This is a genomic window from Moraxella sp. TY6 (assembly GCF_048551375.1).
Classification (GTDB): domain Bacteria; phylum Pseudomonadota; class Gammaproteobacteria; order Pseudomonadales; family Moraxellaceae; genus Faucicola.
Window position 1 is genome coordinate 22,093 of record NZ_JBLYZJ010000010.1, and the last position, 13,074, is coordinate 35,166.

Sequence of the window (13,074 nt, forward strand, 5' to 3'; positions counted from 1 at the left end):
AAATTTTGGGCGTATTCAATACGCCCCTATAAACCGTTTTTATTGCTAATTTAACCAACGCTAAATCAATCTTTAAAAAACCGCCAACCTGATATCATGGTGCTAATCATACTTTGGCGACCAACAATTTCTTCACGAATAGCGGCATACACATGAATCATCACAAACAAAATCACCAACCACATGCCCAAACGATGAAAGGTATGTAAATTTTGTGAATTGCCACCAAATAGCGGAATCATCCAACTACTAAACAACGTATTCGCCCACGACCCTGCCAACGTCCCCTCACCATACAAGGCAAACCCTGTCATTATCATAAAGACACTTAACCCTGCAAAGCCAATCATCGACAAGCGTGACATGGGATTATGCCCCACATAACGATGCTTGAGCGTACGCATAAAAGCATACGACTTCATCACATACAATAACTCTTGCCAAAACTGGCGATTGCGAAACGGAATGCTAAACATCTCACGAGCATGATGATTACCGACAATTGCCATATAAATCCGCAATAAAAACCCTATTGCCATGATATAGCCTGCGGTAAAATGGATAAAACGGATATAGCCCATCAAAAACAAAAACGTGGCTTCACCCTGCTGGGTCGGTAACGGCTTACCAATCAAATAGCCTGTCACACATAGCACCACAATCGCCAACGCATTCACCCAGTGCCAAACACGAATCGCCCACGGATATACAAATACCGCTTGCGTCATCAAGCCTGTGCGAATCTCTTGTTCATCGTTATGATAATTATCCATCGCATTTCCCTCACTGCCATCCAGCATGCGAGGTGAATCCATTAAAGTATCACTCGCAAGCGTAGCAGAATTCACGGAACTGACTGATTGCGTTGTCGTCATGGTGGGCATCCTTACTGTAAACACAAACTAAAAATATTATAAAATAAAACTAACCTGCCATCATACCCAAGGCATACACGCCATAGCCTGCCATCATCGCACCCACACCTTGCCATTGCCAGTTTTGTTTTAGCAAACGCTGACCTGCCAACAATCCGACAATGTGCAAAGCAATGGTTGTCAGCATAAAGCCAATGGCGTACAAGGTAAATACACCGCCTTGGGTCGCCTCTAGCCCATGAGCAAAGCCATGAGCCACGCCTGCTGACACAATCAAGGCAAATCCCAACGCTTGACGGACATTTGGTACGACCAACAGCCCTGCAAAAGCAATCACACTACCTGCAATCAGCCCTTCTGTCCAACCAAATGCCGTACCTGTCAAATGACTAAACACCGCACCAACCAACAAGCTTGCCACAAATGCCAAAGGTGCAAGCCATTGACGCATACCTGTTAATGACTTAGATGCCCATAGCCCCACCGCCAACATCGCCAATAAATGGTCAAACCCAAAGGGATGTACCACGCCATCCATAAAACTGCCATGCAAATGCCCTGTGTGGGCCTGTGCGAGCGGACTTAATGCCAATAGTGCCAATAAACAGCCAAATTTTTTCATGGTCATTCCTATCATATCTAATAATTAAAAACTTATCGCACTTGTACTTTTGCCATTTCTTGCCCATCTTCACTCATCACATGGGTCGAACACGCCAAACATGGGTCAAATGAATGTAGGGTACGCAAAATTTCTAGCGGTTCTTCTGGGTTTGACATCGGTGTATTTAACAAACTCGCTTCAAACGCCCCAATCTGTCCTTTGGCATCACGAGGGCTACCATTCCAAGTCGTTGGGACAACACATTGATAATTCTCAATTTTACCATCTTTGATTTTTATCCAATGCCCCAACATACCCCGAGGTGCTGCCACAGCCCCCACGCCTTTGGCTTCTTTTGGCCAAGTGCTTGGGTCCCATTTTTCGACATTGGCGGTGACGGTATCGCCATTTTTGATATTGGCAATAAGGGCGTTATAGTCATCCATCAGCATTTCAGAGCAATATTGCGATTCCAATGCTCGTGCAAGGGTGCGTCCAATGGTACTTGGTAGTAGTTGTTTAAGGGTCAAGTCAGTTTCTGGTAAACCCAATAATTTTGGCACGTCATGGTTAATCATTTGTGCCGAATAATCGACTTGTTCTTTGATACGTTGGCAATGCGGATTGCCTTTGGTGGCATGAACATAGCCCAAAATATAGCGTGGCAAAGGTCCAACTTCGACCGCATGACCTCGCCAACGTGGGGCTTTAATCCATGAATATTTGCCTGCTTCATCAATATTTTCAATATTGGTGCGTGTGCCTTTGGTATTTGCCCCTAGCTCAAATTTTGGCTCAGTCACGCCATCCCAAGGGTGCAAGCCTTTGTTTTCATCGGCATATTGATACCAACTGTGCGTCACAAACTCTTGCACTTGCTCTGGGTCACGAGGGTCGATTGGGTGGATTTCATCCCAATTACCATTCAAAATCACCCCACCGGGCATTTGCTGAGTGGTTGGGTCATAGGCGACTTTTTCATAAGTCCCATAATCCGCCACGTTTGTCGATGCCAAGCCACCGCCATACAGCCAACCTGCTTGCTTATAAATCGTACCAATCGCCAATACGTCAGGCAGATAGACATTATTGTTAAAGTCAATCATCTCTTGGATACGGGCTTTGACAAAGTTTAGGCGTTCCATGTTAATGGGAGCTCCTGCCGCCAAGTCGCCATTCATATTAATGGCACAAGGCACGCCACCCACCAAATAATTGGGGTGCGGATTTTTACCACCAAAAATCGTATGCACTTTGACCCATTCTTTTTGTAAATCAAGGGCTTCCAAATAATGCGTCACCGCCATCAAATTGGCTTCTGGTGGCAAGGCATACGATTTATTGCCCCAATAACCATTCATAAACGGCCCTAATTGTCCGCTATCCACGAATTTTTTGAGGCGGTTCTGCACATCACGGAAATACCCTGCTGATGACAAAGGGTGTGAGGGCGATACCAACTGTTGTAATTCGGAGGTTTTTTTGGGGTCGGCTTTGAGGGCTGAAATCACATCCACCCAATCAAGGGCGTGTAAATGATAAAAATGCACCGCATGGTCATGGACTTGCAGGGTTTTTGCCATCATTTCACGAATCAAATGGGCGTTGGTTGGGATTTTGATATCCAACGCATCTTCGACCGCACGCACCGAAGCCAAGGCGTGCGTTCCTGTACAGACCCCACAAATTCGCTCAACAAACGCCCACGCATCACGAGGGTCACGCCCTTTTAAAATCACTTCTAGCCCACGCCACATCGTGCCTGTGGATACGGCATTGCGGATAATGTTGTTGCTGTCCACATTGACTTCACAACGCATATAGCCTTCGATACGAGTCACTGGGTCAACAACAATTCGCCGTCCGCTATTGTCCAAATTAAACCCTTGTGTGGTAGTCGCCATGCTTGCTCCTAAATGTTTATCATTGTACCAATGTTAAGAATTATGGGTATTTTTCGTAAATTAAATTAGAAATCATATTTTGCTGTTTTGGGCGTATTCAATACGCCCCTACAAAAGTTCTAATTTAAACAACGATAATTACGTCTTATCCACAACTTGTTGATTATCCACCGTGGTCACGGTCGTTTCGGTTGTGGTTTGTGTGACAGTGGTCGTGGGTGCGACTGCGGTCGGTGCGGTGGGTTTTTTATTCGAGGAGGCTTTTTTGAGCATCGACATGGCAGCATGGGCAGCAATGGCAGCCCCAGCGACAACGGCAGCCGTACCGCCAATTTTATCGGCATTCGCCTCTACCCCAAACGCAGGAATGTTGGTCAGACGGTTATAGAATGAGCCTTTATCCCAAAATCCTTCTTCAGAACAGCCAATACAGCCATGCCCTGCACGAATTGGGAAACTCGTGCCTGCATTCCATTGAATCGTTGAACAAGCATTATAGGTGGTCGGGCCTTTACAACCCATTTTATATAAACAAAAGCCTTTGCGAGCCGATTCATCATCCCACGCCTCGACAAACTGCCCTGCATCAAAATGCGGACGGCGATAGCATTTATCGTGAATACGTTGGCTATAAAACATTTTTGGGCGACCTTGGCGGTCAAGCTCTGGCATGGCATCAAAGGTCAGCATATAAGTAATGACCCCAGTCATCACCTCGGCAATCGGTGGGCAACCTGGGACTTTGATAATGGGCTTGTCGGTGATGACTTTATGAATGGGCGTGGCTTGGGTGGGGTTGGGTTTGGCAGATTGTACACAGCCCCATGACGCACATGACCCCCACGCAATAATAGCTTTGGCATCTTTGGCAACGTGCTTGAGCTTTTCGACAAATGGCTTGCCCGACTGGATGCTAAACATGCCATCTTCATTTAATGGTGGATTGCCTTCCACTGCCAAAATATAATTGCCTTTATATTTAGTCATGATTTCATCTAAAATCGCCTCGGCTTGATGCCCTGCGGATGCCATCAATGTATCATCATAATCCAATGAAATCATGGACAAAACCACATCTTTGACCAATGGGTGAGCCGCACGAATAAAGGACTCCGAACAGCAAGTACATTCAAGCCCATGAAGCCATAGCACAGGAATACGAGGCTTGGTTTCCATCGCTTTGGCAATGGTTTCGGCATGAGCAGGACTCAGCCCTAACGCTGCAGTCGTCAACGAACAAAACTTCAAAAAACTGCGTCTTGAAATACCTTGACGCTTCATCACTTCATAAAAAGTTTCCATTCACTCACTCCATTACCAAATGCGAATGCTTATCATTAAAATATATAACTTGTCAAATTAATATTACATTATATAACATTATGATTACAATGGCACAATGATACGGAGATTTTTATTGTCACTGAATTATCATAATTGCTGACTTGCCACCGCTAACTGCCCCAACGCAATACCGCCATCACCAGTCGGCACTTGCTGATGAGCGTATGCTTCAAAGCCCAATTGTTGCAAATGCTGTAGCGTATTTGATAATAAAAACCCATTGCTAAACACACCCCCCGATAACACCACCTGCCGAACACCGACTTGAGTTTGAATGGCTTGGCAAACCATCCCCACAGCTCGCACCACCGCAGAATGAAATTTATGGCTAATCACCGCCACCGATTGTTGTGCCATAATGTCCGCCACCATTGCCACAATCACAGGGCGATAATCCAACATCAATGGGACAAAATTATCATCAGAATGTTGACGTACTAATTCAAATTCATACCCTTCAAGCAAAGGCAATGCGAATTGTGACGGCTCAAATTGACTATTATCAAGCTCGTTATTGTCAAACTTTCTATTATCAAGCTGTTTATTATAAAGCAAGGCATCTTCAAGCATCATCGGTGCTTGAGCCTCATACTGGCTATAACGACACAGCCCCAATAAAGCAGATACCCCATCAAATAACCGCCCCATACTGGTCGTGGCAAAGGTATTGAGGTTTTTATTCAGCATTTGGGTAAAAATCGTGCGTTCGGTAGTCGTGAGCATTGCTAAACTGGGAATCTTGTCAATGCAATCCCCCAGTTGTGCCTCATAAACCAAGCCAAATGCCGTGCGAATCGGTTCATGTACCGCCTTATCACCACCAATCAACGGCAGTGAGGCAAGGTGAGCCACTCGCTTGACTGAGCGATAATCCCCCAATAAAAACTCGCCACCCCACAATTCACCATCAGCAATATTAGGCTCAACCGTACCTGTATCATCACAGCCACCAAACCCTAACCCATCAAAAATCACGCCCAATGTCTGCCCTGTCAGTTGATTGTCCGCCATACAGCTTGCCATATGAGCGTGGTGGTGTTGCACCTTTATTACGTTAGCCTCATTGGGAAAATTGGCACTGGGAAAGTTAGCACTGGGAAAATCAGCATTGGCAAAGTCCGCTTGAGAAATTGGCGAAAAATTGCCGATATTTTTGCCAAATTCAGGATGAGCATCAACCACCGCCACGTTAGGACGCACCGCATACAATCCCATTAAATGACGCAATACTTGATGCTGTGAGTCCACATTGGCAGGACTATCCAAATCCCCAATATGTTGGCTAATATAGGCTTGTGAGCCTTGCAAAAAACCCACGGTATTTTTGAGCTGACTGCCATACGCCACCATCACCAAATCTGACCTTAATGGCAAAAAATCCAATGTCACAGGATAAGGGGCATAGCCTCGCCCTTTGCGTAGCCACACAGCCACAGACAATGAATTTGGCAAGGTGATACACCGCATCACCGAATCATCCACTCGCATGACGATATCTCGGTCATTAAGTAACCACCCATCCGCCACGCCAGCCAATCGCTGTATCGCCTCAGTATTATCAAATTCAATCGGATAGCCTGCCACATTCCCACTGGTCATCACCAAGGCTGTCAAACCATCCTCTAGCAACAACTCATGCAAGGGTGCAGACGGTAACATCACGCCAATTGAGGCTTGATGCGGTGCGACTGATTGGGCAATCAATTTGGTAGTCGGCTCAACAATTGAATCAACGGTCAGTTCAGCCGATTGAGCCACACACGACTCAAACGTCATCGCCCCACGCTTATTTAACAACACGATTGGGCGACCTGTGGCGGTCAAATGTTCTGCCTCTATCGGTGAAACATGGGCAATTTGGCGAACGTTATCAAGATTTTTTAACAAGATTGCCAATGGCTTGTGAGGGCGATTTTTACGCTCACGCAGGCGTTTAACGGCTTGCTCATTGGTCGCATCCACTGCCAAATGAAACCCACCCACGCTTTTGATTGCCACGATATCACCATTTTTAAGGGCTTCTCGGCAACGCTGAATCGCAGGCTCTGCGGTCAAACTCACCTCACCATCACGATACCAAAACACATGACAGCCACAATCTGGACAAGCAATCGGTTGGGCATGGTATCGCCTTGAGTTAGGGTCATGGTACTCCGCCCAACACGCCTCACACATGACAAACTTCGCCATGCTGGTATGCTCACGGTCATACGGTAAGTGATGAATAATCGAAAAGCGAGGCCCGCATTCGGTACAATTGATAAACGGATAACCAAAACGGCGGTCATTGGGGTCATGTAGCTCTGCCAAACACGCCTCACATACATGGGCATCGACAGGCACGAACGTCTGAGAATCATCGACTGACACAAAAGTTTGGTCAGTCGCCATAATTTGAAAGTCATCAAATGATTGGGATGGGGGTGGTAGTTGGCTTACGCTCACAGACACAATTTTGGCTAATGGTGGTGGTCGTTGTTGTAGGGTCTGTAAAAATGCTTGTAAATCAGCATCTTGTGCTTGCACAGTGACTAGCACCCCTGCCAAATCGTTCTTTACCCAACCCACTAGCCCAAATTGTTTTGCCAACGTATAAATGAATGGACGAAAGCCCACGCCTTGTACTTGACCTGTGATACGAATTTGCCAAACACGCATGATAAATTGATATTATTTGCCTGTAAACTTCGCAAGGCGTTTTTGCATAAATGCCGTTACGCCTTCTTTGAAGTCTTCGGTTAATGCCATTTGCATTTGATAAATCACTTCTTGGTCAAGGGCAATATCCAGTCCTGCAAATGCCACTTGATTGATAGATTGCTTCATTGCTGACAGGGCTAGACTTGGCAAACCAGTCAAACGGTCAGTGATTTTTTTCACTGCATTATCAAGCTCATCCATTGGCACGATGGCATTCGCCAACCCCAAATCTTGGGCTTTTTGGGCGTCAATTTGTTCACCCAACATCACCAGTTCAGTCGCTTTGGCGACCCCAACCAACTGGCTCAATAGATAAATACCGCCTGCATCTGGTACAAGTCCAATATTGACAAAGGCTTGGACAAACTTGGCATTGTCGCTTGCCACTCGAAAATCACACGCCAACGCAATGTTCATCCCTGCCCCAGCACACGCCCCATTGATACGAGCGATGATGGGTTTGCTGATTTTGCGAATCAAACGAGTGACATCGCCCACGCCTGAGGTGAGGTTTTTTGCCATGTTTAGCACGGCTTCACGGCTCTCGGTACTGCCGAGCATTTCACGGATATCACCGCCACTACTAAAACCCTTGCCCGCCCCTGTCAATACGATGACTTTGGCTTCGCTGTCATAGTCAGCATGGCGTAGGGCTTGGTAAAGTTCGGCTTTCATCACGCTGTCGAGGGCGTTAAGTGAAGCTGGGTCGTTGAGAGTGATGGTGGCAACACCGTCAGCAACTTGGTAAATGACTTTTTGGTAAGTGGGGGTAGTGTTTGACATGATAGTTCCTTTGTTGAATGCTTCTATTGAATGTTTCAAACTATAGATTAGGGTTAGTGGCAAGTAAGACTGTGCCTAATTGATTGGATTTATTGATAAATTTTTTATCAAAGGTATAAAAATGCTGACTTTGGCTAGATTTTAACAAATGCAACGCATCCGCAAAGTCCATGCCCTGTAAATAATAGTCACAAGCTTGTTTCACGATATCTATATTTTCAATCGTAAAATGCTTAAACCTTAACAAAGTTTGCAAACAATCACCCACTTCTTCCCTTGTCATTTTATAGACCCTATCCAATATCCAAACCAACTCCAAGATAATGGTAATAGGAATAAAACTGGGCTGTAATATTAATTGGCTTGCAATTTCTTGCTGTTGTAGCGTAGTTTCATCATCATCAGGGAAAGTAACAAAAAATCGTACCAAAACATTGGTATCCAATGTGTTCATTATTTATCCTTCCCTAGGGGCTTTCATCAAATAAGGTGACGTAATCCGCAACATCAATGTCAGCGAAATGTTGATTTGGCATATTTTCTGCTTTTACTTTAATCATTCCTGCGGATTGTTCAATAAGTTTTTTGGTTTCTTCATCAAGTACAAAATCCTTATTATTTGACCATTCGACTTGTTTTGGCTCAATAATCAGATGTTTCGCAGAGGTATTAATTTCTAATGTATCGCCTTTTTTTAGCCCAAATAATTGCAAAATACTGGGTGGGATTTGGACAAATCCATTGTCCAACATGGTTAATGTCGTCATTGTTCTTACCTTTTGACAAGATTTGAGGGTTATCTTAGCATATTTTTGGCAAAGCATTTTAGCCTCACAAGTCAAATTGTTATTTTTATAAATTTCAGTATTGACAGAAATAATTAAAATAGTAAACTATAATAATTGAATCTACTTCTTAAAAGGTGCGTATAACGCACCCTACAAATGCTTGTAAAACTTAAATAGGGGCAAATATGAAACTTAATCCAACGACCGAAAAATTCGTCCTTCACTGGGGTGAAATGGGCAGTAAATGGGGCGTAAACCGCACGGTTGCCCAAATCCATGCCCTACTCTATCTCGTTGGTAAGCCGATGAATGCCGAAGAAATCCAAGAAACACTGGGCGTGGCTCGCTCGAATGTGAGTAACAGTATCAAAGAGTTGCAAATGCTAAACCTCGTGCAAACCGTGCATACAATGGGCGATAGACGAGATTACTTCACCACCAGTACCGATGTGTGGGAATTGGCAAAGGTGATTGTGGAAGAACGCTACCGCCGTGAGCTTGCCCCAACGGTGACATTCTTGCAGGAATTGATGGAAACCCCAGAGTTTCAGCAGGAAAATAAAGAAGTACAACAACGCATTAAAGATACCCATAATTTTGTGGATACGCTGACCAGTTGGGCGAATGAGATGCTAAAACTTTCGACTGGCACACTAAATCGGATTTTGAAACTTGGGGCGACAATTCAGAAGTTTTTAAAATAGGTATGATGTGATGAGTGTAGCTAAAACAAGCCTAATGTTTTTCACCAAAGGTTTTTTCATCAGTTTATTATTTTTTTTGGTGATTTTTTTCGGCTTGGGTTTTGCGAAAGTCATGGATATTTCAATCATGATGATTGTTATCATTGGCTTTGTCATATTAGGTATTGTACCTATTAGTTTACTTAGTTTTTGGATTTACCTAAAAAAAGTTTCGGTTTTTAACCCCTTAAATTTATTCATCAGTGGCTTTTTAAATTCATTATTTGTCGGCACATTATTTACTATTTGGACTGATGGAATAACTGGTATAGATTTAGCGGTTGCTTTGCGTTTCGCTTTTTGGCAAGTAGTAGCAAGCTTTATCAGTGGTCTAATTTGCTTATTAACTGGCTTTGTTACTTTTAATAAACCCAAAACCTAAAATTTTTTACCCATAAATTTCACTTTTAACAGAAATAACAAAAGGATAGAAAAGATGAAAATTTTAATCACAGGCGGTTCAGGCTTTCTTGGCACAGCGTTAACCAACGCCCTCACCCAAAACGGTGTAAATGGTGAAACCGCAACCGTCACATGGGTATCACGCTCTGCCACCCAAGGCAATGTAAATACCATTGGCTACAGCAATTTGGCAACTACTAACGAAACCTACGACATCATCATTAACCTTGCAGGGGCAGGGATTGCCGATAGCCGTTGGACAGATACTCGCAAACAAGAACTGCTCGATAGTCGCCTAAAGCCTACCCAAGCCGTTGTCGATTATATCCAGCGGATTGCAGATAAACCAAAGCTATTGATTAGCGGTTCGGCGATTGGTTGGTATGGCGTGCAAGATGAAAGCGACCGCACTGCCCTTGACGAAAATAGCCCTACGGTCAAAACTGACTTCGCCCATGAACTGTGTGAAAAATGGGAAAATCTCGCCAAAACCGTGAGCGATATCGTGCCAGTCACTATCATACGTACAGGCGTGGTCATTGCCCCCAATGGTGGTATGGTCACTCGACTGGTCACGCCATTTAAGATGGGTACAGGCGGACAGCTTGGTAATGGCAAGCAAATGATGAGTTTTATCAGTAAAAATGACTGGGTGCGTGCGGTAGTTTTTGTGATTGAGCAGAATTTAAGCGAAAATCCGTTCGCCCTGAGCGTGTCGAAGGGTAAGGATTTTCCGATGGCTCACCATGAACATAAACAAAACGTCCAAGTTTACAACCTCACCGCCCCTACACCTGCGACCAATTATGAATTTACCAAAGCGATGGGCGAATGGTTGCACCGTCCGACTTTTATGACCATGCCTGCGTGTGTGGTAAAGGCGATGTTTGGGGAAATGGGGCAGACGTTGTTGCTTGATGGGCAACGGGTCGTGCCGAAGGCGTTGATGGATAAAGGGTTTGAGTTTAAAGATTTGACGGTTTTGGATGCTTTGACAAAAGGTTAAAAATGAAAATCCCAAACTATTTATACTACAGCCTTGCGATTTTATGGGCGTATAGTGGCATCGTACCGCTACTATTCGCCCAATCGCCCTCGCTTGCCTTGCTACACAGCATGGGTTTTAGCGATAATTTGGCATGGCTACTGTTTATCGGTGCAAGTGGGCTAGATATAGCGTTTGCCGTATTGATTTTAAGCAAATTCCGCCACAATCCGCTATTGTGGGGGGTGCAGTTTTTTACCATTATCATCTATAACCTATTGATTTTATTGCTACTACCCAATGAATCACTTTGGCAAAACTTACTTCACCCATTCGCCCCAGTTATCAAAAATTTGCCGATTTTGGCAATCATTGGCTTCTTATGGCAAACAACTGTAATGAGCCGTAAGGTGCGTTCTATGCACCATTAGAAACCATGTGCTAAGTTAATTGGGTGCGTATGACGCACCTTACAGGCATAGCCGTTCTGAACAACATTCGTTACAAAATTTCTTATGTTTTTATTTCTGTGTTAACAGAAATTACCGTAATTATAGGTTATAATCATCCCAATCAGAGGACATCACCATGACCGATATTCATTTATACCTTATCGTCAAGACCTTACACATCTTATCAGCCGTGATTATCACAGGCACAGGGTTTGGTACGGCGTTTTATCTGTTTATGGTCAATCGCACTGACAGCCTAGCCTCGCAAGCGGTAGTCAGCCGTATCGTGTGCAAAGCCGACTGGTGGTTTACCACGCCTGCGGTGATTTTTCAGCCGTTGTCTGGGCTGTGGATGATGCACCAGTTAAAGATGCCTTTGACCGCTACTTGGATTTGGGTAACGCTTGGATTATTTGTGTTTGCTGGGGTGTGTTGGTTGCCTGTGGTGAAGTGGCAATTACAAATACGAGATATCGCCAATGAGGCGTTGGCAAAAGGCGAAACCACTGCCCCACCACGTTATTGGCAATTGGCGAAAAAGTGGGAAATGCTGGGCTACCCTGCGTTTACGGCTGTATTAATCATCTTCTTTTTAATGGTTTTGAAGCCCATATAAGTTTAAAAACTCAACCTTTGAATGATAAGGCAAACGTCATGATAGCTAACGAAAAATCCGAAAACACGATGCCAAAATCCATGATTTTTGCGATTGATATTCTCTGTTTTTTGGTCATTTTTCCCTTAGCCAGTGGTTTAGTTTATCAAGATGCCAGTATTCTAGCGATTATGTTTTTATTTTTTATGATTGCTGTACCTTTAGCATTGGTCGTGGGTTGGTTGGTTATTTATCTAACTTGGATAGCTTTAGACAGCAAAATAATACCTCATTCAAAATATAATTGGTTAGACGGTCTATTGTTTGGGGTAATGATTTCAGCGTTCATTGGCTTCATCATTTCAGGTTTATCCATCAAATTTAGCTTATCAATGGCGATTACAGGGGGCTGTGCAGGTTTGTTGTTATCATTATTTGTTGAACCAAAAATAGCTGTTAATAAGGAACAATCCAATGTCAATCACGATGTACTATGACGAAACTTGCATACTTTGCACGACCAATGCAGAAGTCATGCAAGCCAAAAACCCAAGCCAAATCAACATCATGCCTGTATCACAAGCTGAAGCAATTTTGGCAAAAGCAGGTATTAGCCTAGTCGATGCCATGACCTATGTCGTGGTCGAAGACGAACAAGGCAACATGCACAAAGGTATGGATGCGGTCAGACTACTCTACAAAACCGCTAACGTGCCATTTAATTTTGTCCTTGGCTTGCCAATCATCAAGCAACTGGGCGACTTTGCCTATCCCTATATCGCTCGCAACCGCTACTATTTCCCAAAATGGGCGATAAAACTTATGTATGGCAAATTAGCCGATATGAATACTTGTAAAAATGGCGTTTGCCACATTCCCCCTGCTAAACGTTAAAAAAG

At 44.1% G+C, this 13,074-nt stretch carries 15 protein-coding genes; 7 read left to right on the forward strand and 8 right to left on the reverse strand.

Going from position 1 to position 13,074, the window contains the following annotated elements:
• Window positions 1-65: 65 nt before the first annotated feature.
• The 8 genes from cybH to ACK1U4_RS08675 all read right to left on the reverse strand — a co-directional run bounded on the left by cybH (window position 66) and on the right by ACK1U4_RS08675 (window position 8,977).
• A complete protein-coding gene (gene cybH, locus ACK1U4_RS08640; protein WP_419401125.1) occupies window positions 66-875 on the reverse strand; it encodes a Ni/Fe-hydrogenase, b-type cytochrome subunit in 810 nt (269 codons plus the stop codon).
• Between the two features lie 49 nt (window positions 876-924).
• On the reverse strand, window positions 925-1,497 hold the full coding sequence (locus ACK1U4_RS08645) for a HupE/UreJ family protein (RefSeq protein ID WP_419401126.1): 573 nt from the start codon (window positions 1,495-1,497) through the stop codon (window positions 925-927).
• 32 nt (window positions 1,498-1,529) lie between these two features.
• Window positions 1,530-3,383, reverse strand: a complete 1,854-nt coding sequence (locus ACK1U4_RS08650) for a nickel-dependent hydrogenase large subunit (RefSeq protein WP_419401127.1) — start codon at window positions 3,381-3,383, stop codon at window positions 1,530-1,532.
• A 138-nt stretch (window positions 3,384-3,521) separates the two neighbouring features.
• A complete protein-coding gene (locus ACK1U4_RS08655; protein WP_419401128.1) occupies window positions 3,522-4,685 on the reverse strand; it encodes a hydrogenase small subunit in 1,164 nt (387 codons plus the stop codon).
• Window positions 4,686-4,814: 129 nt separating this feature from the next.
• Window positions 4,815-7,385, reverse strand: a complete 2,571-nt coding sequence (locus tag ACK1U4_RS08660; protein ID WP_419401129.1) for a carbamoyltransferase HypF — start codon at window positions 7,383-7,385, stop codon at window positions 4,815-4,817.
• A gap of 12 nt (window positions 7,386-7,397) precedes the next feature.
• The gene (locus ACK1U4_RS08665) at window positions 7,398-8,210 is read right to left on the reverse strand and encodes an enoyl-CoA hydratase/isomerase family protein (protein WP_419401130.1); all 813 of its coding nucleotides are present in this window, start codon (window positions 8,208-8,210) and stop codon (window positions 7,398-7,400) included.
• 40 nt (window positions 8,211-8,250) lie between these two features.
• The gene (locus ACK1U4_RS08670) at window positions 8,251-8,664 is read right to left on the reverse strand and encodes a type II toxin-antitoxin system VapC family toxin (protein WP_419401131.1); all 414 of its coding nucleotides are present in this window, start codon (window positions 8,662-8,664) and stop codon (window positions 8,251-8,253) included.
• A gap of 13 nt (window positions 8,665-8,677) precedes the next feature.
• Window positions 8,678-8,977, reverse strand: coding sequence for a hypothetical protein (locus tag ACK1U4_RS08675; RefSeq protein ID WP_419401132.1), 300 nt, complete (start codon window positions 8,975-8,977; stop codon window positions 8,678-8,680).
• 206 nt (window positions 8,978-9,183) lie between these two features.
• Here ACK1U4_RS08675 and ACK1U4_RS08680 point away from each other — a divergent pair, with 206 nt between their 5' ends.
• The 7 genes from ACK1U4_RS08680 to ACK1U4_RS08710 all read left to right on the forward strand — a co-directional run bounded on the left by ACK1U4_RS08680 (window position 9,184) and on the right by ACK1U4_RS08710 (window position 13,069).
• Complete coding sequence (locus tag ACK1U4_RS08680; RefSeq protein ID WP_419401133.1) at window positions 9,184-9,702, forward strand: GbsR/MarR family transcriptional regulator; 519 nt, start codon at window positions 9,184-9,186, stop codon at window positions 9,700-9,702.
• Window positions 9,703-9,712: 10 nt separating this feature from the next.
• Window positions 9,713-10,123 carry a hypothetical protein gene (locus ACK1U4_RS08685; protein ID WP_419401134.1) on the forward strand — a complete coding sequence of 137 codons (411 nt, stop codon included), beginning with the start codon at window positions 9,713-9,715 and terminating at the stop codon, window positions 10,121-10,123.
• A gap of 54 nt (window positions 10,124-10,177) precedes the next feature.
• Window positions 10,178-11,149: an epimerase gene (locus ACK1U4_RS08690; RefSeq protein WP_419401135.1), complete on the forward strand. Its 972-nt coding sequence runs from the start codon at window positions 10,178-10,180 to the stop codon at window positions 11,147-11,149.
• Between the two features lie 2 nt (window positions 11,150-11,151).
• On the forward strand, window positions 11,152-11,559 hold the full coding sequence (locus ACK1U4_RS08695) for a DoxX-like family protein (protein ID WP_419401136.1): 408 nt from the start codon (window positions 11,152-11,154) through the stop codon (window positions 11,557-11,559).
• 157 nt (window positions 11,560-11,716) lie between these two features.
• Window positions 11,717-12,196, forward strand: coding sequence for a DUF2269 family protein (locus tag ACK1U4_RS08700; RefSeq protein ID WP_419401137.1), 480 nt, complete (start codon window positions 11,717-11,719; stop codon window positions 12,194-12,196).
• Between the two features lie 38 nt (window positions 12,197-12,234).
• The gene (locus ACK1U4_RS08705) at window positions 12,235-12,672 is read left to right on the forward strand and encodes a hypothetical protein (RefSeq protein WP_419401138.1); all 438 of its coding nucleotides are present in this window, start codon (window positions 12,235-12,237) and stop codon (window positions 12,670-12,672) included.
• Entirely contained in the window at window positions 12,650-13,069 is a 420-nt protein-coding gene (locus tag ACK1U4_RS08710; protein WP_419401139.1) for a thiol-disulfide oxidoreductase DCC family protein, read from the forward strand. Before ACK1U4_RS08705 ends, ACK1U4_RS08710 begins: the two co-directional genes overlap by 23 nt.
• The last annotated feature ends 5 nt before the right edge of the window (window positions 13,070-13,074 follow it).